At 53.2% G+C, this 20,232-nt stretch carries 19 protein-coding genes; 4 read left to right on the top strand and 15 right to left on the bottom strand.

All coding sequences use genetic code 11. From position 1 onward, the window contains the following. Position 1: 1 nt before the first annotated feature. On the bottom strand, positions 2–196 hold the full coding sequence (gene bcsR, locus IMQ33_RS06675; RefSeq protein WP_065684903.1) for a cellulose biosynthesis protein BcsR: 195 nt from the start codon (positions 194–196) through the stop codon (positions 2–4). Between the two features lie 194 nt (positions 197–390). On the opposite strand from bcsR, the gene bcsE reads away from it, so the two are divergent. The 3 genes from bcsE to bcsG are packed head-to-tail and all read left to right on the top strand — an operon-like array spanning position 391 to position 3,808. After that, positions 391–1,956 carry a cellulose biosynthesis protein BcsE gene (gene bcsE / locus IMQ33_RS06680; RefSeq protein WP_065684904.1) on the top strand — a complete coding sequence of 522 codons (1,566 nt, stop codon included), beginning with the start codon at positions 391–393 and terminating at the stop codon, positions 1,954–1,956. Further along, complete coding sequence (gene bcsF / locus IMQ33_RS06685; protein ID WP_065684905.1) at positions 1,953–2,150, top strand: cellulose biosynthesis protein BcsF; 198 nt, start codon at positions 1,953–1,955, stop codon at positions 2,148–2,150. Before bcsE ends, bcsF begins: the two co-directional genes overlap by 4 nt. Before the next feature lie 2 nt (positions 2,151–2,152). Further along, positions 2,153–3,808 carry a cellulose biosynthesis protein BcsG gene (bcsG, locus tag IMQ33_RS06690; RefSeq protein WP_196061584.1) on the top strand — a complete coding sequence of 552 codons (1,656 nt, stop codon included), beginning with the start codon at positions 2,153–2,155 and terminating at the stop codon, positions 3,806–3,808. A 160-nt stretch (positions 3,809–3,968) separates the two neighbouring features. On the opposite strand, the gene dppF is transcribed toward bcsG, so the two are convergent. The 14 genes from dppF to IMQ33_RS06760 all read right to left on the bottom strand — a co-directional run bounded on the left by dppF (position 3,969) and on the right by IMQ33_RS06760 (position 18,328). Then, positions 3,969–4,958: a dipeptide ABC transporter ATP-binding subunit DppF gene (gene dppF / locus IMQ33_RS06695; RefSeq protein WP_021181580.1), complete on the bottom strand. Its 990-nt coding sequence runs from the start codon at positions 4,956–4,958 to the stop codon at positions 3,969–3,971. Beyond that, the gene (gene dppD, locus IMQ33_RS06700; RefSeq protein ID WP_021181581.1) at positions 4,955–5,935 is read right to left on the bottom strand and encodes a dipeptide ABC transporter ATP-binding protein; all 981 of its coding nucleotides are present in this window, start codon (positions 5,933–5,935) and stop codon (positions 4,955–4,957) included. Before dppD ends, dppF begins: the two co-directional genes overlap by 4 nt. Before the next feature lie 14 nt (positions 5,936–5,949). Further along, entirely contained in the window at positions 5,950–6,852 is a 903-nt protein-coding gene (gene dppC / locus IMQ33_RS06705; RefSeq protein WP_024484208.1) for a dipeptide ABC transporter permease DppC, read from the bottom strand. A gap of 11 nt (positions 6,853–6,863) precedes the next feature. After that, entirely contained in the window at positions 6,864–7,883 is a 1,020-nt protein-coding gene (gene dppB, locus IMQ33_RS06710) for a dipeptide ABC transporter permease DppB (protein WP_065684907.1), read from the bottom strand. Positions 7,884–8,045: 162 nt separating this feature from the next. Beyond that, positions 8,046–9,653 carry a dipeptide ABC transporter periplasmic-binding protein DppA gene (gene dppA / locus IMQ33_RS06715; RefSeq protein WP_024527785.1) on the bottom strand — a complete coding sequence of 536 codons (1,608 nt, stop codon included), beginning with the start codon at positions 9,651–9,653 and terminating at the stop codon, positions 8,046–8,048. Between the two features lie 569 nt (positions 9,654–10,222). Continuing rightward, the gene (locus tag IMQ33_RS06720; protein WP_196061585.1) at positions 10,223–10,825 is read right to left on the bottom strand and encodes a helix-turn-helix transcriptional regulator; all 603 of its coding nucleotides are present in this window, start codon (positions 10,823–10,825) and stop codon (positions 10,223–10,225) included. Between the two features lie 255 nt (positions 10,826–11,080). Further along, complete coding sequence (locus IMQ33_RS06725) at positions 11,081–11,866, bottom strand: hypothetical protein (protein ID WP_196061586.1); 786 nt, start codon at positions 11,864–11,866, stop codon at positions 11,081–11,083. 128 nt (positions 11,867–11,994) lie between these two features. Next, positions 11,995–12,561 (bottom strand): fimbrial protein, encoded by a 567-nt coding sequence (locus IMQ33_RS06730; RefSeq protein WP_370571756.1) that lies wholly within the window; start codon positions 12,559–12,561, stop codon positions 11,995–11,997. Positions 12,562–12,571: 10 nt separating this feature from the next. Next, entirely contained in the window at positions 12,572–13,072 is a 501-nt protein-coding gene (locus IMQ33_RS06735; protein ID WP_196061587.1) for a fimbrial protein, read from the bottom strand. 12 nt (positions 13,073–13,084) lie between these two features. Next, positions 13,085–13,528, bottom strand: coding sequence for a fimbrial protein (locus tag IMQ33_RS06740; RefSeq protein ID WP_230326650.1), 444 nt, complete (start codon positions 13,526–13,528; stop codon positions 13,085–13,087). A gap of 234 nt (positions 13,529–13,762) precedes the next feature. After that, positions 13,763–14,512 (bottom strand): fimbria/pilus periplasmic chaperone, encoded by a 750-nt coding sequence (locus tag IMQ33_RS06745; protein WP_024527777.1) that lies wholly within the window; start codon positions 14,510–14,512, stop codon positions 13,763–13,765. A 72-nt stretch (positions 14,513–14,584) separates the two neighbouring features. Further along, entirely contained in the window at positions 14,585–17,113 is a 2,529-nt protein-coding gene (locus IMQ33_RS06750) for an outer membrane usher protein (protein ID WP_196061588.1), read from the bottom strand. 53 nt (positions 17,114–17,166) lie between these two features. Next, on the bottom strand, positions 17,167–17,709 hold the full coding sequence (locus IMQ33_RS06755) for a fimbrial protein (RefSeq protein ID WP_230326651.1): 543 nt from the start codon (positions 17,707–17,709) through the stop codon (positions 17,167–17,169). Positions 17,710–17,800: 91 nt separating this feature from the next. Next, positions 17,801–18,328 (bottom strand): fimbrial protein, encoded by a 528-nt coding sequence (locus IMQ33_RS06760; RefSeq protein ID WP_024527774.1) that lies wholly within the window; start codon positions 18,326–18,328, stop codon positions 17,801–17,803. A 383-nt stretch (positions 18,329–18,711) separates the two neighbouring features. Here IMQ33_RS06760 and IMQ33_RS06765 point away from each other — a divergent pair, with 383 nt between their 5' ends. Further along, positions 18,712–19,449 carry a winged helix-turn-helix domain-containing protein gene (locus IMQ33_RS06765; RefSeq protein WP_196061589.1) on the top strand — a complete coding sequence of 246 codons (738 nt, stop codon included), beginning with the start codon at positions 18,712–18,714 and terminating at the stop codon, positions 19,447–19,449. Positions 19,450–20,232 lie beyond the last annotated feature (783 nt).

Here is a 20,232-nt window from a genome sequence, read left to right on the forward strand (position 1 = left end):
ATCAAGCACTCCCCGTCTTGTTGGCTAGTTCCGCCAGCAGCGGCCAGCGGACCATCATTTGTGCTAGCCGTTCCTGGCGTGAAATATCGATGTAGTTTAACTTAGGCAACGAAAAAGCGCGGCTCAAAGCCTGCAAATCGTCCTGAGGTTCTACTGGGGCTTTCTCCCGAAGCCCTCTTAACGCATCATTATTCATCTTGCCGCCTCATAAAATAGGCTAATGTTAAATGACTATAGCAACGTTCGGAAAAAATTGGGCCAATAAGATGAATCTTAACGGATAATATCCCTCTTATGGTTAGATTTGCTATGCTAACTCAGACATTACGCTTTTAATGTGACCAGCTCGGGTTTGGTCTACGCCACTTTCAACGAAAGTAGAATAAATCTATGGCGCACTCTTTTTCATTAGGTATCCGACGGATTTGGCAAGAATTGTCGGCTATGCAATCCCCAGGCTTTTACTGGGTGAATATCGATCGCCAGAGCGATGCCAACCTGTTTTGCCGGCAGATCATCGCCGCCCAGGCAGAAGATGCCCAGTTGGCAGTGATTTGTAGCGGCAATCAGGCAGACACCTTATTGGCAACGCCTCTTTCCCCTGCGATTAAAAAACTCCCTTTATATAGCCTGCCAGAAAAAAAAGCGGCGCTGCTGCATTTGGCCGACGATCTGATGCGTGAGCTAAAACCCAGCAACCGCTTACTGATCCTGTTGGCCCACGCCAGCCTGTGGCAAACCTTTACCAGCGATGAATTGCGCAAATGGGCCGCTCAACTCGGCCAATGGTTACACCAGCAGCAGTGCACGCTGGTTGTACTCAGCCACGGCAGTGGCGTGAGTAAACTCAAAGGCCAGCTAGCCGCCGAGCACCGTATTCTCAACGGCCTGGCCAGCCTGCAGGGGCTGCAAGGCAGTGCCCAGTATCTGGTGCACTGGTGGAGCACGGCAAACGGCATCAATGCCAATCAGTTGTTCACCCTGACCGAAGGCCCGGAAGGCTGGCAAGGGGCAGACGATAGTAACCAACCCTCCCCTACCCCGGAACGCAACGACGAGAGCCTGTGCCTGGCGGAACAACGCATTCTCGAGGGCGCCCCGCCGCTATCGGCCAGTTGGCAACTGTTTGAGAACAATACCAAATTGATGCAGCGTGGCATGCTGACCATCGCCGCCACGCTGATCTTCGCCCTGTATCAAAGTGACGAAATTGACGAGTTGGCCCATCAGATCCATAGCCTGCGCCGCAGCAGGGGCGACGGGCTGAAGATTGTGGTACGTGAGATGAGCGCCAGCCTGCGCTACAGCGACGAACGCCTGCTGCTGGCCTGCGGTGCCAATCTGATCGTGCCCCACGTGGCACCGCTTTCCAATTTTTTGACCATGCTGGAAGGTATCCAGGGCCAGAGGCTGTCGCGCCATGTCCCGGCGGATATCGATAACCTGCTCGCCGGGCTGCGGCCACTGCAACTGAAAGGCTACCTGCCGCTGGAGGAATTCAACCGGGCGGTGACTTCGCTGATGGAAAATACCCTGTTGCCGGAAGATGGCAAAGGGGTGATGGTCGCCCTGCGCCCAGCACCGGGGTTGAGCGCCCGTCAGTCGATGACGCTGTGCCATTTGCGGCGTTTTGGCGACATCATGACCGTGGCACAGAATCGGCTGTTCCTGTTCCTTTCCACCTGCCGGATTAACGATCTGGATACCGCACTGAAATTCGTCTTCCGCCTGCCCGTTAGCGAGGCGTTCAGTAATCGGGTAGTGTGGCATCAGGATGTGGATATTATCGATAAAATCAGGCTGTTGCGGCAGCATATCGAGTTTTCGCTCCCCGCCAGCAAGCTGCAATCGGCCGCTGCCACAACAACCCACGCCGTAGAAACGGAACACCAGACCGAACGCCGGGAACCCATTCCCTTCACCCTGATGAGCCTCGGGCAGGAGGAACAGCCATGAACGCACTTGACGATATCGTGCAACTGGTGATCCTGTGCGCAATAGTGTTTATCCCTACGGGATACCTGCTGCATCGCCGTTTCCCCAACTGGCACCGATCTTGGCAGAATTTGTTGTTATCACCGCGCTATTTAAAGTCGGCAGGGCTATGGGTGCGCACAGGTTCCACCTCTCAAATCAAGCGTAAAAAATAACCATGAGTGACGATAAAATAACGCAACCTGACAATACCTTATGGCGATACTGGCGCGGCCTTGGCGGCTGGAACTTCTATTTCCTGGCCAAGTTCGGCCTGCTGTGGTTCGGCTATCTGAATTTCCATGCGCTGCCCAACCTGGTGTTTATGGCCTTTTTACTGATGCCGATCCCGTCGCCGCGCTTGCACCGCTGGCGTCACCTGATCGCCATTCCTATCGGTATCGGTTTGTTCTACCACGACACCTGGCTGCCGGGGATTAACAGCATCCTTAGCCAGGGCTCGCAGCTCACCGGTTTCAGCGCCGATTACCTGCTGGAACTGACCAACCGCTTTATCAACTGGCAGATGATTGGCGCCGCCTTCGTGCTGCTGATTGCCTACCTGTTCCTGGCCCAATGGATACGCATCACGGTGTTTACCGTGGCGGCATTGGTGTGGTTGAACGTGGTCAATATTGCTGGCCCGGCGATCTCCTTGCTGCCTACCACCAACACTGCAACGGTGACGGATACCCCGTCTACACCGGCCACGGCGACGACACCAGGCGGCAATCTGCCTGCGGCCAATGGCCCACCGACCAATGCCAACCTCACGGCCTACCTGGAGCAGTTCTACCAGCAGGAAAAAGCCCGAGCGACCACCTTCCCGGCCGCCTTACCTGCCGATGCCCAGCCGTTTGACGTGCTGATCATCAACATCTGCTCGTTAGCCTGGGCCGATCTGGACGCCGTCAATCTGCGCAACCACCCGCTGTGGGCCAAGATGGACATTATGTTCACCAACTTTAACTCGGCCACTGCGTACAGCGGCCCAGCGGCCATCCGCCTGTTACGCGCCAGCTGCGGCCAGCCTTCACATCACGATCTGTATCAGCCTGCCAATCAGCAGTGCTATCTGTTTGATAACCTGGCCAAGCTGGGCTTTAAACAACAGTTGATGCTCGATCACTCCGGCGTGTTCGGTAACTTCCTGAAAGAAGTACGTGAGCAAGGTGATATACAGGCTCCACTGATGTCGCAGGCCGGGATCGGCAATGAACTGGCTTCATTCGACGGTGAACCGATCTATAACGATCTGCAACTGCTCAACCGCTGGCTCGATCAGCAGAAAAAGGGCGGCGATGCCCGCACCGCCACCTTCTTCAACCTGATCCCGCTGCATGACGGCAACCGCTTTGTCGGGGGTAAACAGACCGCCGATTATCAGCCCCGAGCGCAGCAACTCTTCGATCAGTTGAATACCTTCCTCGATGAGCTACAGAAATCCGGGCGCAAGGTGATGGTGGTGATCGTGCCGGAGCACGGTGCGGCGCTGGCGGGCGACAAAATGCAGATGTCCGGCCTGCGGGATATCCCAAGCCTGAACATTACCCATACGCCGGTTGGTATAAAACTGGTTGGTATGCAGGCCCCGCATCAGGGCAGCCCGGTGGAGATTAAAACGCCGAGCAGCTATCTGGCGCTGTCCGAACTGGTCTCGCGGTTGGTGGACGGCAAGGTGTTTACTGCGCCAAGCGTCGACTGGCAAGTGCTGACGCAGAACCTGCCGCAAACGGCGGTGATCTCTGAGAATGACAATGCCATCGTGATGCAGTATCAGGGCAAGGCGTATATTCGCCTTAATGGCGGGGATTGGGTGCCTTATCCCCAGTAAGCGGTGAGGGGCGTTTTGCGGCTAGTAAGTTTCTGAACCGCACTTATAAAAAAACGCCGGTATCGCTACCGGCGTCTGATTGAAGATAGAGTGGCAATGTCGCGGAGGTAACCGGGCGCAGCATGCAGAGTATCTACGTTGCGAGCCCGGTGAAGAAATATCAAGACCCTGCGGCTTCATCCTGGTCAACGGCAAAGCAGGCCACCATCTGATCGCCATACTGCTTGAGCTGCGGTTGCAGCTGGGTGCAGGTGCCAAAGGCACGGCGGCAACGGGCGTTGAACGCACAGCCCGGCGGTGGGTTCATTGGGCTTGGCAGTTCACCGGTCAACTTGATGCGCTCCCGGCGCATATCCGGGTTCAGGCGCGGCGTAGCGGAAAGCAGTGCCTGAGTGTACGGATGGCGCGGGTTATTGAAGATGGCGTCTTTACTGCCCTTCTCCACGCAGCGGCCGAGGTACATCACCATCACTTCATCAGCGATGTGCTCCACCACCGACAGATCGTGGGAGATGAACACGTAAGACAGCCCCAGATCCTGTTGCAGATCCATCATCAGGTTCAGCACCTGCGCACGCACGGACACGTCCAGCGCAGAGACAGGCTCATCGGCAATCACCACGTCCGGGTTGAGCATCAGCCCACGCGCAATGGCGATACGCTGCCGCTGGCCGCCGGAGAACATATGCGGGTAACGGTCGTAATGCTCGGTTTTCAGGCCGACCTTCGCCATCATTTCCAGCGCTTTCTCACGCCGTTCGGCGCTGCTCAACGAGGTATTGATCAGCAGCGGCTCCTCAAGGATCTGCCCCACCTTCTTACGGGGGTTAAGCGATCCGTAAGGATTCTGGAACACGATCTGGATCTTCTGGCGGCGCAGCTTCTCTGCCGTCACGTCTGGCTTAAGCAGATCTTGCCCCTGATAGTACAGCTCACCACCGGTAGGGATTTCGATCATGGTCAGCAAGCGGCCCAGCGTGGACTTACCACAGCCAGACTCCCCAACCACCGCCAGGGTTTTACCGCGCTCAAGGGTAAAGGAAACCCCGTCCAGTGCTTTTACCAGCCGTTCCGGGGCAAACAGCCCCTTCTTGACCGGGTAGTGTTTTTTCAGGTCAATGGCCTGCAATAAAGGGTGGTTCTGGCTCATACGGTCGGCCTCCCCGCATCATCCAGCGGTGTGTGACATTTAACCTGACGGCCGGGAATGCTGCGCAGTTCCGGCTCTTCTTCGCGACAGTGTTGGGTTGCATACGGGCAACGCGGGTTCAGCAAGCAGCCTTGTGGCCGATCGTACTTGCCCGGCACCACGCCAGGCAGCGAGGCCAAACGCGCCTTGTCGGTAGCAAACTCTGGCAATGCGCGCAGCAGCGCCTGGGTGTACGGGTGGCGCGGCGAACGGAAAATTTCTACCGCCTTGCCGGATTCCACTACCTGCCCGGCATACATCACGATGATGTGGTGTGCCGCTTCCGCCACCAGCGCCAAATCGTGGGTGATCAGCAGCAGCGCCATATTTTCGCGCTGTTGCAGCTCGAGCAGCAGCTCAATGATCTGGGCCTGGATGGTCACGTCGAGCGCGGTCGTCGGTTCATCCGCAATCAGCAGCTTGGGCCGGCAGGCGATCGCCATGGCGATCATCACACGCTGGCTCATCCCGCCGGAAAGCTGATGAGGGTAAACGTCCAGCCGCGAGGCCGGATCGGGAATGCCTACCTGATTGAGCAGATCGATAGCGCGTTGGCGACGGGTGCGGCGGTTACCGCCCTGATGCACCTTCAACGCTTCCATAATCTGGAAACCGACGGTATAGCATGGGTTCAGGCTGGTCATTGGATCCTGGAAAATCATCGCGACTTCGGAGCCCACCAGCTGGCGGCGCTCTTTTTCCGAGATTTTCCGCAGGTCCTGGCCGTTGAACTCCAGCTTGTCAGCCATCACCTTGCCAGGGAAATCGATCAACCCCATGATCGCCAGCGAACTGACGGATTTACCGGAGCCGGATTCGCCGACGATGCCAACCACCTGCCCCTGTTCTACGCTGTAGCTGATTCGGTCTACCGCGCGGAACGGCGCACCTTCGTCACCGAAGTGCACCGAAAGCTTGTCTACATTTAATAACGCCATTCTCTCTTCCTCTGTTACTGCTTGAGTTTGGGGTCGAGAGCATCACGCAAGCCGTCCCCCATCAGGTTAAAGGCCAAAACCGTCAGCAGAATTGCCACCCCTGGGAAGGTCACAACCCACCAGGCACTTTGCGCGAACTGCAGTACGTCAGAGAGCATGGTGCCCCACTCCGGCGTTGGCGGTTGCGCACCCATACCCAGGAAGCCGAGAGCGGCCATATCCAGAATGGCGTTCGAGAAACCGAGAGAAGCCTGCACGATCAGCGGTGCCAGGCAGTTTGGCAGGATATTGACGAACATCTGACGCGCAGCTCCAGCCCCCGCCACGCGGGAAGCCGTCACGTAATCGCGGTTCACTTCCACTAGCACCGCAGCACGAGTCAAGCGAACATAGTGCGGCAAAGCAACAAAGGTCAGCGCCAGCGAGGCGTTAACGATCGAGGGCCCAAACACCGCCACCAGCACCAACGCCAACAGCAGGCTTGGCAGTGCCAGCATGATATCGACCACGCGCATGATGATGGCATCGACTACGCCGCCGAAATAACCGGCCAACAGGCCGAATACCACGCCCATCACCAGAGAAAGCACCACCACCAGGCAGCCTACCAACAGCGAGAGCCTGGCACCGTACATCAGGCGCGACAACACATCACGGCCGACATCGTCGGTACCCAGAATAAACTTCCAGCTTCCGCCTGTCTCCCAGACCGGGGGCCTAAGCAGGGCATCACGGAACTGTTCGGCAGGCGCATGTGGAGCCAGGAACCCGGCCCCCACGGCAACCACCAGCATGATAACGATATAAACCAGGCCAACTACGGCCCCTTTGTTGCGCTTGAAATAGTGCCAAAACTCCTGGAACGGGGTCATTGGCTTCGGCGCACCTTTCACTACAGACTCGGTAATTTGAGACATCAGAGCGCCCCTTATTTCTTGTGGCGAATACGCGGGTTGACCACGCCGTAGAGCACGTCTACCAGCAGGTTAACCAGAATAATCATACAGGCGACCAGCAATACGCCGCCCTGAACAACCGGGTAATCACGGCGTTGCAACGCATCCATCAGCCAGCGGCCAAGCCCCGGCCAGGAGAAGATGGTTTCGGTCAGGATCGCCCCGGCCAGCATGGTGCCAACCTGTAGGCCGATCACCGTCACCACCGGCAGCAAGGCGTTACGCAATGCATGCACCACGATCACCCGCATACGGCTCACACCCTTGGCGCGCGCGGTACGGATATAATCTTCACCCAGCACTTCCAGCATGGAGGAGCGGGTCATACGCACGATAACCGCCAGCGGGATGGTGCCCAATACGATGGCGGGCAGGATCATATGCATCACGGCGTCGATGAAATCACCCGGCTCACCCCAGATCAGGGTGTCGATCAGCATAAAGCCGGTTAGCGGCAGGCTGTCATCGAGGAAGACCGTATCGCTTATTCGCCCCGATACGGGCGTGAGGTTGAGCTGTACCGAAACCAGCATGATCAGCATCATGCCCCACCAGAAGATCGGCATTGAATAACCGGTCAGGGAGATACCCACGGCGGTATGATCAAACACCGAACCTCGCCTGACGGCCGCCAGCACCCCCACCGGGATACCGACAATCACCGCGAAGAGCATCGCGCACAGGCCCAGTTCCAGGGTGGCCTTAAAGCGCGGCACAAACTCTTCCCACACGGAGATACGGCTTTTGAGGGACGTCCCCAAATCGCCATGCAGCACGTTGGTGACGTAATGGAAGTATTGTTGATAGAGCGGTTTATCCAGCCCCATCTCTGCCATGAGTTGTGCATGGCGCTCTGCGGAGATCCCGCGTTCCCCGGCCATAATGGTCACCGGATCGCCGGGGATCATATGGACGAATGCAAAAGTCAGCAACGTTATGCCGATAAACGTTGGGATAACTAACCCCAAACGTCGGAGTATGAACTGCAACATATCCCGAACTCTCTGTATAAAGTGCCCGGCAGCTCATCGTCCGCCAGGCTTATTAAAACTCACACGCTTCACGACATTCTTCTGGGGACGGGAATGCAGGGGCGCAACGTATTGCGCCCCTGCAGATTAAGTATCCCAGTCCTTCAACCCGCCTTGGTAGGCTTAGTCCAGAGAAACGTTCTCAAAGTGATGTTTACCAAGCGGGTCAACCACATAGCCCTTCACTTCTTTACGCACTGGCTCGTAAACGGTGGAGTGGGCAACAATCAGCGCCGGAGCCTGATCGTGCATGACTACCTGAGCCTGCTTGTAGAGTGCGACGCGTTTGTCGTGGTCCGCTTCGGCACGGGCCGGTTGGATCAGATCCTCAAACGGCTTGTAGCACCAACGGGAATAGTTGGAACCATCTTTGGCGGCCGCACAGCTGAACAGCGTGGCGAAGAAGTTGTCTGGATCCCCATTGTCACCGGTCCAACCCATCATCACCGTCTGATGCTCACCGTCTTTGGCACGCTTGAGGTACTCGCCCCACTCGTAGGTGACGATCTTGGCATTGACGCCAATCTTCGCCCAGTCGGACTGGATCATCTCAGCCATACGACGTGCGTTCGGGTTATACGGACGTTGTACCGGCATCGCCCACAGATCGATGGAGAAGCCATCTGGCATGCCTGCTTCTTTCAGCAGCTCTTTGGCCTTGACCGGATCGTAAGCGTAGTCTTTGACCTCGTCGTTATAGCCCCACATGGTTGGTGGGATCAGGTTCTTGGCAGGTTGACCTGCCCCCTGATACACCGCATCCACGATGGCCTGCTTGTTCACCGCCATGGTCAGTGCCTGACGCACCTTCACGTTATCCAGCGGCTTCTTCTCGGTGTTGAACGACAGGTAGCCGACGTTCAGGCCAGGCTGTTCCATCAGGTTGATGGTTTTGTCCTGCTTCATGCGAGCGATGTCTGCCGGGTTCGGGTACGGCATGACCTGGCACTCGTTTTTCTGCAGCTTGGCGTAACGCACAGAGGCATCTGGCGTGATGGAGAACACCAGGCGATCGATCTTCGGCTTGGTGCCCCAGAAACCGTCAAAGGCCTTGTAGAGGATTTTAGAGTCTTTCTGGTACTGCAGCAGTTGGAACGGCCCGGTACCCACTGGGTTCAGGTCCACTTTCTCTGGCGTACCGGCTTTCATCATCTTGTCGGCATATTCAGCGGACAGGATGGAAGCGAAGTCCATGCCCAGGTCAGCCAGGAATGGCGCTTCTGGACGGGTCAGCGTAAAGCGAACGGTGTTGTCGTCTACTTTCTCGACTTTGCTGATCAGATCCTGCATGCCCATACCCTGGAAGTATTCATAGCTGCCGCCAGAAACCTTGTGGTAAGGGTGGTTTGGATCAAGCTGACGCATGAAGGAGAACACCACGTCGTCGGCATTCAGTTCACGGGTAGGTTTGAAATCTTTGCTGTCCTGCCACTTCACGCCTTTGCGCAGGTGGAAGGTATAGGTTTTACCGTCTTCGCTGACGTCCCACTTCTCTGCCAGGCCAGGTTCCAGTTCGGTGGTGCCCAGTTTGAACTCAACCAGACGGTTATAGATTGGCACTGAGCTGGCATCATAGGTGGTGCCGGAGGTGAACAACTGCGGGTTGAACCCTTCAGGAGAACCCTCAGAACAGTAAACCAGCGTCTTTGCCTGCACGCTTGCCGCAACGGTCAGCGCAATCAGGCCGATACCGAATTTCAGAATCCCTGATTTACCCAAGGAACTTGTCATCGCTAGTGCTCCGTATGTGATGTGGTGTGTGTATTACCGCCAGAGCCTAATATTTTTTGTTACGCGGCCTGTGCGGTCAGTGCCCGAAGGCAGGAGGAATAAAAAGCGCGAGAATGCCGGATGGAACGCATCACGGCAGGGCGTTTGAGCGAGTGAATTTCACTCATACACCTCTCACTCTTATCCCTGAGGGTACCAAATTGCCAACTGTTTGGGGTGCCGTCAATATAACCAGTAGGGATTTACCTAGACTGTGAGAAACAGCAAGCAAACATAAAAAAAACCTTTCAGCAACATTTACAGCATTAAAACTTGTGCTACGGGTTAAATCTTGGCGTCATGAACCAATGTTCATGACCAATCCAGCATTAACCTCCAATAAAAAACCAAAAAAGATTATTGCTGAATGATGAATATCTGAGCGGTTATTTTTGTGATCCCGGTAAAAGACAGGAGGAAATGCTGGAGCACTACCCGAAAGGGGGAGCTGGGTTGAGGGGGCGGCGCGTAGGGGGTTTGCCACCAGGTTTTCCACCTCTAGACGCCACTGTTGCCGATTTGAGTCATCGTCAAAATAGAGTCCGCGGGTTAAATTCCAGGCCGCCATTGCGTAGCCAGTCATACAATTCACTGTTGCGCCTGAAACCCAGCTTGCGCATCGCCGTGAGTTTATGGGTGCTGACGGTTTTGACGCTAAGTGAGAGTTTGCTGGCTATCTTCTCAGGGGTTAATTCCCATGAGATCCCTTGCAGAACCTCACGCTCGCGTGGGGTCAGGTGCAAACTGCGACATGCTCTTTTCGAATTGGCGATCAAAGACGACTGACTTGCCTGTTCAAACATTTCCTCGACCAAGCGCAGCACGGCATCAGGCCTTGCCTGGCGGCTTAATACCGCGCCTTGAGGCCGGTTTCTTACATTCTCAGCCGCCGTATCCCGGATAAAAATCGTCCCGATTAGCCGCTCCCCCGAATTTTCCCTGCAAGCATTGAGCCTCGCCGCCCCGCCAAAGGGTTTGGCACAGACCATCAGGTCGATCGCTATCCCTAGCGTCACCGGTACAAAACGCCACGTATAGCCTTTCGCCAGAAAATAGTCCTGCAAAATATGCTGGATACCCTGTGCGAAATAACGGTTGCTATCCTGGATAGCGATAACAATACGTGGCTTCATTTTACTTCCTTATAATTTGAGACATAATATTGGGTATTTCGGCATGGTGTTTTGCTGAAAATTAGCATCTACCCAGATCAGGGGTATGGCTCCCTGTCGGAATTATTCTGCTTGCACGCCCCTATATCTCACTAATATCTGCGGTGTTTACCCTGGTAACATTTATACAATTTATGAAGCTGCCTCAACACTCTGTTAAATAATGCCCTGACTTTTCATGACCATTGTTAATAACATAAATCAATAAACACACCATCATTCCGTAGTTACAGCAATAATCAGCGAGCCACTATATTCCCCCCCAACAACTTCCTTAGCCGCGCTCCGTAATTCAGAGCGAACGGTAAATATTCTGTAGGTGTCCACACGCTTCACGACCCCCTGTTCAGCAGATATTCCGTCAATAGAAATAAGCGACTTAAGCGTGTCAGGGCCTTTAAGTGTCACACCACCATTATTGGGGTAGTAATTTAAAGCTTGTACCCGCACGTTGGTAGATCCGGTACAGTTAACAGAGACCTCTGTCTCGGCTCTATCTAGGGTGACCTTAGTACTGGCCACTAGATGATTTATGGTACCGCTACCGATATAGCAGGTTAATGGTGGTGTAACCGGCGGATCTGGCTCCTCTGGCGGTAAACCAGCATCAGGGTTTTGGTTGCAGCCTCTGGGGTAATCTTGCAGGTATTTCTGAGTAATGATGGTTAGGCAAAGACTAGGGCCAGTCTCAAGCATGGTTTGGCCCTGCACTCTGAGCGCATTTCGCACTTCATCCAAGGTAGCACTAGCAGGAAGTTTGGCAAGGATTAGGTCGTCCTTAATGGAATAGAGCCTTATTTGACATCCTCCTCCTGCGCAAGGCAATCCGGGCTCCACGTTTATAACATTGATCGTATTGGTTATGACAAACACATATCCATTCACGTCTTTCCATGTTATTTTCCCTCCGTGTATCATAGCAGAACTATAAGAATTCACTGAGTAAGGTAAGATAAAAGAAAGTATAAAAAACATAAAAAACCGGGTCACTGAAATATTCATAATTCAACCTGTTTTAGTACCGCACGTAGAGAAGTCCGCGCCATCTTTTTTTAGCCACATGTCGCCCCTGACAGCGTATTAGAGGAATAGCAGCCCCAACTATTCTCTATTGGTGGCTCGACACCACGTTATTCATAATCGAGTCTAAAGGTAGCAGAGGCGCTGAAGAGGCCGCGCTCAATGGTTTTATTCGCGATCGCTTTGGGTTCCCCTTGTACATAGGCCTTCAGAGCAATGATATTGCTGCCGGCCTGCAACGTGTACTTCCCACGGGCCTTATTAATCGGCAGGGGTGTAGCATCCAGAGTTTCCAGCCCAATCGCGATCCCTTTCGCCTGGCTACCGCTGTTCGGCGCCAGTAAGCCGGGTAGCGGCAGGCTTTCTTCCGTACTCACGAACCTGACCGTTACCGTCTTGCCCAGCGTCAGGTCACATTCCACCAGGTGTATCTCGAACGACTGCCCCAGCGTACGCGTGTTCAGGTACAGATACTTGTCGATAACCGTACCAAAATCCAGCTGGATATCTTCGTCACCCGGCAGTATCACGCACGGCTCCGTCACCAAGGCACCGTACAGACGTACGTTTTTTTCTCCGGCCGCCAACGTCGGGTTGGCCGTCAGCGCGGCAAGCAAGAGAACTAGCCCCATCCCCACTACGGCACGGTCAAAATAACGGACTGTCTTGCGTTCCATTTCGGGCTCCTTATTGGTAGTCGGCTCGTAGCGTTGCCCAGGACTCAAATGCTCCTTCCGTCAAGGTGGCCCTCGCATTCTTCACCGGCACCACCTCCAGACGCGGTGGGTTAGCCAAATCTATCTTCAGCGTGCTGTTTGGCGTAAACGGCTGGTCATTCTGGTAGACCCGGATGCCCAGGTTCGCCTTGTCCGTCAGCAGCGCCTCACTATCGAACCCTGCCACACTGCCGCTCAGACTCAGCGTCAGCGCCCCGTTACCAGTGGCAGCCTCCAGGCAGGTTATCTGGTAGTTCATCATCTGGCGGTAGTTCACTCCATCCACCTTGTTGATACCCACCCGTTCACCGAAGTTTACCTCTATCCGGTTGTCGTCGTTGATGGTGCACGGCGGCGGTGTTATCAGCGTGCCGTGGAACGTCATGTCTGCCCCGTTATCCTTCGCCTGTGCCGTAACGACAACGCCCATCAGGCCGCAGGTCAGTAGCAGGGCTCTTATCGTTATGCTCATACTCTGCTCCCGTTACTGGTAATCCACTTTCATCGTCGCACCCGCCGTGAATTCACCACCCGTCAAGGTAGCCCCACTCTGCTTGACCGGAATGGCCCATAGTTCCGGTTGGTGAGGGTAGGTGAAGTTCAGCCAGCTGTTGATTGCCAGTTTATTGCTACCCCGTTGCAGCTTGATCCCCAGCCCCGTCTTGGTGGTTTTCAGCACCGTGCCGTCAAAGCTGGCCCCACTTCCCTGTAACTGCAGTTTCATCGCGTTGGAGGTAGCATCCTTACAGCCCAGCGTATAATTCACCGGCATACGGTAGCGATCGCCGTCCACCCTGGTCGTCATCACGTCACCGAATTCCACCTCAATGGGTCGGTTATCGTTAATGGTGCAGGAGGGAGGCGCCAACACCGTCACCTTAATCGTCACCGTACTGGTCGTCGCGCAGAGCATCAACGGCATAGCCATCAGCAAACCACTAAGACCAACGAGCCTCTTCCAACGCACAAAGCTCCTGTTATCCATGACTCGCTCCATCAGTCATCACTCAGATGAAAATCCACCACTGCCAAGTTACTGCCCGTTACCAAAGCGGCTGGCGTACGTTCAGAGGTGACGGCGTTGGCACTCGTTGTTCTTGCCCTTTCCATTCATGTTCCCTCCCGTCTCTCCTCCTGCCCATCATGGTGGTAAGAGCGCAACTCAACCGCCTTTCTTCTCCGGTACCACGGTGCAACTGCTGCCGTTACAGCTAAAACTCAGCTGCGGGCGGCCACCGTAGTCGTTGACGTAGGTCAGTACCGGGCTGTTGCCCACCGCCGCCGCGCTCACCGTCAACGGCAGGCTGCTCTTTGGCGGCACCATCATTGGCTCGAAGCCTTTTACCCCGGCCCCAGCTTTTTTGCTGTTGGCGTCCACAATCGTGACGTAATACGGCGTCGGGTTGTTGACCATATACTTGTCACCCTGTTTGCTCAGCGTCATCTGCTCCTGCGGCGGTGCGGCGTTTGTGTCCATCGCAATTCCCGCCGGGCGGTAGAACAGCTTGATGCGCGTCTGCAGCGCAATCTGCAACGTATTCGCTTTACTGCTCTTCGGCGGGATCTCACGCAGGTTGAAGTAGTAAAGGGTTTCCTTGTCCTGTGCCAGCAACTTGGCCGCTGGCAGCGCCTGGATTTTTACCTGGCTCGGCTTGCCTGGCTCGATACGTTGCACCGGCGGCAGCACCGTGAGTGGGCTCTGGATTTTGTTGCCCTGCTCATCCTCAATCCAGCCCTGCGCCAGATACGGCAACTGCTTGTTCTGGTTACTGACATTCAGGCTCACCGACTTCTGGCCGCCGTCAAAAATCACCCGCGTGCGATCCAGCGCGATAGCCGCCTGGGCCTGCTGTGTGACCAGTGTCCCCAACAGGACAGCACTCTTGAGCGTAAGGCCAAGAGACCGTTTCATCGTTTGCTTACTTTGCATTATCTGTTTCCCAGCCTTAGCGGCCTTGTTAAAAGGTTACAAGGGGAACGCCCCTTAATCTGCTGACGAACTGACCGGGCGGCAAGGCAGTAGCAAGGTGTTCATCAACATGTCGGCAGGCAGCAGGGCAGGCATCTGCACCTCGCACTGAAGCTCCCCGCCCCAGTGCACCGTCATGCTTTCCCCGGCGTTGATACCACTCAGGTAGACGCTGCCGCCATCGTTGACTATCCCGGTGTCTTGCCGCCGTGCGTTCATCACCGTGGCCCCAAACGGCGGTTCGCTCCCATCAGCCAGTTTGAGTATCGCCATCGCTTTTTCGCCAGCAATCACATCAAACCGACGATAGCCAATCGCCCCTTCGGTCAGCGTTGCCTGTACCACCGACGTCGTCGCTTCCGCGTTATCACCCAGTTGGTTCAGGTCGATGCTGGCCTTGTTGCGGTAGTAACTATTCACATCGCCTATCACCGCCTTACCCCAGAGGTTGGTCCGGCTGGTGCTGCCATAGCCGCGCACCGGCACATCCGCCACGCCGTTGGCGTCAATCAGCATCCGTGTCCCTCCCTGCCTCCCGGCGCGGTGTAGCGCACCGCCCTCGGCCGTCATTGTCACCCCGCCCTGCATCGTCATGCCGAAAGCGCTGAAGTTATCCTGCTGATAACTGGCATTGGCACTCATGCGGGCAATATCCCCCTCACGGTTGTAGTAGCCGCTAAGGGAGGTCCCACTGCGCGAAGCACCAATATTCAATTGGTAGTTATTGTGTTCATCCAGCCGCTCGTAATATCCCACCCGATGCGTGGACTCATCGCGGCTCACCGTCGTGTTGTAACTCAACGTCGAGCCGTTGCCCCACGGCAGTGACAGCGATAAATAGGCGCCATCATCATTGGAACCATTGTATTGATTGCGATACGCCGTGAGTGACAGGCTGACATTACGCAGCTTGCCAATATCGAAATAACGCGATAGCGACAGGCTATACCTATCGTTAGCAGGTCGATCCCAATAGGTTTCGTGGCTGTAATTGAGATAGCTGCTCAGCCCCCATTCACGGAACTGCTTGTTGAAGGTGATGGTGTACATCTCCTTGCCGTTGCGGGTACGTTGGCCATAGTCACGCGCGTCCAGGTACTCGCTCATGCTCATAAAGTCCTGCTCAGAGAAGCGGTAGCCGGCAAAGGCAATCTGGCTGTCGTACTCGTCAAAGCTCTTCGAATAGCTCAGGCGGTAAGATCCACCACTGAACGTACCGCCTTGTTGAGGCAGACGCGCCCTTGATTGGGTCGCATCAAACGACAATGCCCCGAATGCCATTAAGTCACGACCGATACCTACCGACAGTGCGTTATAATCCCCGCCAGCCAGAGCTCCGCCATACAGCGACCAACCATTACTCACCCCCCAGGTAAACTCCCCGGTACCAAACAGAGGACCACGCAAACGGTGTTGCCAGCCCGACGGTTTGCCAGCCGCCAATTTGAACCGTATTGCCCCCGGGCGCGTCAGATATGGGATACTGGCGGTGTTCAGTACAAACTCCTGCACGCTGCCGTCCTGTTCTTCCACCCGCACGTTCAGCTCTCCGGTTACCGCATCGTTGACATCCTGGATACGGAATGGCCCCGCAGCCACCTGGGTTTCGTACAGGACTCGCTCCTGCTGACGGATAGTGACCTTGGCATTGGTTCTGGCGACCCCAACCACTTCTGGCGCGTAACCCCGCAGGTTTGGCGGCAGCATGTTGTCATCAGACACCAGGCTTACGCCGCTAAAGCGAAAGCTGTCGAACAGGCCTGAATCCAGGTAGTTCTCCCCCATCATCAACTTCGAGCGCAATGCTGAAATGGCGCGGTAGGCGTAATAACGGCTCCAGTCGAACTGCCTGTTCGTAGGGCGGCCAGACCCCGCCTGATGAGTAAGGTTAGTCTGCCAGTCTGCCCGTAAACGCCAGGACCCCAGGTTGGCCCCGGCAATACCGTTACCGCTCAGGCTGTAGCTGCTCGTCCCTTGCTTAAGCTGCCTTTGCGTCTGCGTATTGAGGTTGTAATCCAGCAAGAGACCTGGGAGCCCCTCTTCCCAGCGTGACGGCGGATCCCAGTTATCGGCGGTATACTCCAGATAGGCCTGAGGAATATTCAGATACAAGGTTGAGGTGGATAAATCGCCACGCACCTCCATACCTTTCAGACTGGATTCATCCAGACACTCCCCCTGACGCCACCAGCGCAAATCCTTGGCCGCGCCTTCTTTCAACCCTAACTGCGCCACCAAAGCTTTACCGACACAGGCCCGGCTGTCATTCGGATCCCCTTCCGGTGGGTAAAACGATATCGCTTGTTCCGGTAGATCGTTTTTATTGATATGTACGGACATGCTGTAGGTACCCGGCATGATGTAACCGCCGCGGGAGAAGTGGCTCAGATCGATATTTTTGCGGTCATGCACATCCAGTACATCCGTGTTGAACTGAATATCCTCGGCGGCGTACACCACGGTCGACGCCGTGCTCAACGCCAAAGAAATACAGACGCTGAGTGCCTGAAGACGTGTCAGCTTCTCTACAGGTGACAATCCCATATCCCTAACCTTTTTATTAATGCCTTATTCCTGTGGCAATGTCTTAATAGCGTTTAGAAATAATCCAATTTAAAACGAATGGAAGAGACGTATTCACCGGACTTTAAAACATGGTTATTGGCTACCAGATTTACGGCATAACTCAACACCATGTTCTGAGGATTAATTGTTTCCAATGGCAAGGGTTTGCCCGGCCGGGCAATATTGCCACCGAGGTCACTAATTTTCAGCGCCACACCGGATGCCGTGCCTTGCACGGTAAATAGCCCCCCTTCGTTATCTCCATCAAAGGTCACCTGAAAATTCTTCCAGTCAGGTAATTGACGGCCAAAGCGCTCCAACTCACAATCACTCAATTTAATGAAAAAATTTTTACCCCGTCCCTGACCATCACGAACAATATCCTCTACAGAGATCGCATCAATCTCAACGGTTTGGTCTTGGCTCTCTACGGCAATAGCACAGGCAGTATCAATAATGGATCCTTGCATATTTACACGTCCCCATCCCAAGGCAGCATGTGCGGCCAAAGAAGAGAAAGGTACCGTAATAAATAGGTAAGAAAACACGGCGATAATAGGAGTTACATTCCACATGGCAAACTATCCTTGACGCTATCGTCCTCCAAAAAGGCATGCGGATCCCTCCACATGCCCAAACAGATTATGCCTATAATGACGTAGCCGATTACTGGTAGGCTAAAGTGAAGTTGGCAACCGTCTCGAATTTGCCTTCGGTAACCGCGGCAGAAGCCCCATCACCCTGCAGGTAAGCACTGAAGTTCAGGGTATTATCGCCATTTTGCAGTTCCTGGAGAGCTGTTGCCTTAGTCAGCTCAATCGGGCCGTTAACATCTTCAATAACGATGCTGGCACCACGCCCAGTACCCAGACGGTTTTTGACCGAACCGACGTTACCATTAAAGGACACGCTCACTTTGTTCTTGGCATCAGGCCCGGTACCGATTTCGCAATTCTCCAGATCAATGGTGAAATCATGCGAACTAGATTTGCCGCCGTCCTTCAGGGCAACTTTAGAAATCTGGCCCAGTTCAATCGTCTGTTCGGCAGACTTTTGCGTGATAGAGCATGGAGCATCAATAATTGAACCGTTAAAGGTGATTTTACCGTGCCCCTGGTCTTTCACTGCGGCGTGTGCCACAGAAGACATACCCAAAGCCACTACTGCTACCATCATGATCTTGTTCAGTTTCATGCAAAAAATCCTTAAAATGAAAATTCCATAAATTTCAGTTTTCAATGGATGCGAGATCCATGTGTTTATCGCCAGCCCCCTAAAACAGCTTCCTTCGTGTCTTTGGCAAGGCCAGTAAAACACAAGCAGCCTCAAGTCTGCCGATGTGGATAAATCTATCATCAAAACAAAAATTAGATATTTGTTTTAAAAATATGCGATTATTTAGATTTTTACTCCAATTATTTAGAACTATATAAGCTTAAGCATCAAATAAACAAAGGCTGATAGATATTGTCAGATTTAAGTATTCCACCTATAAATTAAGATTATTCTTAATAATTTGACTACCCTAAAAAATACATATAAAAAGCCATTTTCAACACACTTAATGAGTATTCATTATGTTTTACATCATCAATAAGGTGATTAAATATTCACCGGAATCAAAAGAGCTATCATTGGCGCAAGAGGAGCAAACCTCATTGGTTTTGTCTAATCAAGCCTCACGATTGTTAATGGAGCTGATAAAAAACTTTGGTAGTGATTTAACCCGAGATTATTTGCTGAAACATATTTGGGAGGATTTTGGGTTAACACCATCAAACAACAACCTTTACAGTGCGGTGAGTGAGCTAAGGAAAGCGATATCAAGCCTTGGCATCACAGAGCAAGTGATTATCACTATCCCGAAGGTGGGATTCAAGTTTAAGTGCAGCGTTGATTGTTTACCTAAAGAAGTAAACACAGAGAAAAAAGAAAGTAAGGAAATAAAGCCGACATCAGTAAACCATACAAAATTGGTCAGTTTTTTTGTCGCATTCTGCATTGCCGCATTAGTGATTTTTTACTACATCCTTGTAGAATCGAAAGGTATAGAAATAAAGACATCCACTCCCTCCTTAATCGACGTGATTGATAAATGTAATATTTACTCATTAGATAGTCCAGCAGTACAGTTCAAAGAGAAAGTATTCGAAAATATTTTTGAAAAAACCAACCTTAAGGAAGAGTGTAAAAAGAATGGCTACAACATATACTACAGTGATATAAAATCAATAGATGATTATGGCTTTATTGGTGTATGTCTTAACACTAAAATCAAAAAAAATACAAAATGTTTCAACATCAGGAATGATTAAAATGAACAGAAATGCCATGTTAATGGTAGCAATCCTATTAACTATAGCAATTGCTGATTATAGTTATGAGAAAAAATAAAGACCAGGAGTTTGTTATTTACATGTAACTATAACATTCGGTTATATTTACAAGCAAAAAACACACCATCGATAATGATAACTTTTTCATCTATAATGAAACCGACAAAAATGGAACCTATACGGTAGAGTATAATAAAACAGTAAAAAATATAATGACAACACACCGGATAACTCATGGGGTGACCTTGGGAATAAAACCTCTGTCTATTACATGACTTTCCACAAGCTCGATGACGATGTTTTTCTAATCAGAGGGTGCGGATTCCCAATGTTTCTTTGCACCAATAGCTAATTTATCCCCGCCGCCCTCCAAAGCCGCAGGTGGCAGGGATAAGCCACTGGCGTTAGCCATTCACTATTGCTGCTACCACAGAACTAAATTTGCAGAAGTCGAGTTGTGCCCCATTGCTAACCAAACGGGCGCAGCATGCAGAATATCTACAATTGTGCGTCCAGTGAGGAAATATCTGCGGTCTCAAATCGGCTGATCATTGTTCACTGCATGACCGAGCCGCACCCATGTCTATCCGTGAGCCAGGCAGCCTGAGCGACAAACTCCAGACGTAAAAAAGCCCGCTTGAAAAAGCGGGCTTTCTTGAATGTGGTCGGCGAGAGAGGATTCACTCGTATCGTCCATGATACTCGCCCCTTCGGGGTATCGCTGGCGCGATATGCAAATCTGTTCCCGACAGATTTGTCGAC

The sequence above is a fragment of the Serratia sp. Res13-Sevr-LER1-36-b genome, assembly GCF_015673035.1.
GTDB lineage: Bacteria > Pseudomonadota > Gammaproteobacteria > Enterobacterales > Enterobacteriaceae > Chania > Chania fonticola_C.

Coding starts and splice junctions, on each gene's coding strand:
- bcsR (WP_065684903.1), bottom strand. CDS start 196: ATGAATAATGATGCGTTAAGAGGGCTTCGGGAGAAAGCCCCAGTAGAA.
- bcsE (WP_065684904.1), top strand. CDS start 391: ATGGCGCACTCTTTTTCATTAGGTATCCGACGGATTTGGCAAGAATTG.
- bcsF (WP_065684905.1), top strand. CDS start 1,953: ATGAACGCACTTGACGATATCGTGCAACTGGTGATCCTGTGCGCAATA.
- bcsG (WP_196061584.1), top strand. CDS start 2,153: ATGAGTGACGATAAAATAACGCAACCTGACAATACCTTATGGCGATAC.
- dppF (WP_021181580.1), bottom strand. CDS start 4,958: ATGAGCCAGAACCACCCTTTATTGCAGGCCATTGACCTGAAAAAACAC.
- dppD (WP_021181581.1), bottom strand. CDS start 5,935: ATGGCGTTATTAAATGTAGACAAGCTTTCGGTGCACTTCGGTGACGAA.
- dppC (WP_024484208.1), bottom strand. CDS start 6,852: ATGTCTCAAATTACCGAGTCTGTAGTGAAAGGTGCGCCGAAGCCAATG.
- dppB (WP_065684907.1), bottom strand. CDS start 7,883: ATGTTGCAGTTCATACTCCGACGTTTGGGGTTAGTTATCCCAACGTTT.
- dppA (WP_024527785.1), bottom strand. CDS start 9,653: ATGACAAGTTCCTTGGGTAAATCAGGGATTCTGAAATTCGGTATCGGC.
- IMQ33_RS06720 (WP_196061585.1), bottom strand. CDS start 10,825: ATGAAGCCACGTATTGTTATCGCTATCCAGGATAGCAACCGTTATTTC.
- IMQ33_RS06725 (WP_196061586.1), bottom strand. CDS start 11,866: ATGAATATTTCAGTGACCCGGTTTTTTATGTTTTTTATACTTTCTTTT.
- IMQ33_RS06730 (WP_370571756.1), bottom strand. CDS start 12,561: ATGGAACGCAAGACAGTCCGTTATTTTGACCGTGCCGTAGTGGGGATG.
- IMQ33_RS06735 (WP_196061587.1), bottom strand. CDS start 13,072: ATGAGCATAACGATAAGAGCCCTGCTACTGACCTGCGGCCTGATGGGC.
- IMQ33_RS06740 (WP_230326650.1), bottom strand. CDS start 13,528: ATGGCTATGCCGTTGATGCTCTGCGCGACGACCAGTACGGTGACGATT.
- IMQ33_RS06745 (WP_024527777.1), bottom strand. CDS start 14,512: ATGAAACGGTCTCTTGGCCTTACGCTCAAGAGTGCTGTCCTGTTGGGG.
- IMQ33_RS06750 (WP_196061588.1), bottom strand. CDS start 17,113: ATGGGATTGTCACCTGTAGAGAAGCTGACACGTCTTCAGGCACTCAGC.
- IMQ33_RS06755 (WP_230326651.1), bottom strand. CDS start 17,709: ATGTGGAATGTAACTCCTATTATCGCCGTGTTTTCTTACCTATTTATT.
- IMQ33_RS06760 (WP_024527774.1), bottom strand. CDS start 18,328: ATGAAACTGAACAAGATCATGATGGTAGCAGTAGTGGCTTTGGGTATG.
- IMQ33_RS06765 (WP_196061589.1), top strand. CDS start 18,712: ATGTTTTACATCATCAATAAGGTGATTAAATATTCACCGGAATCAAAA.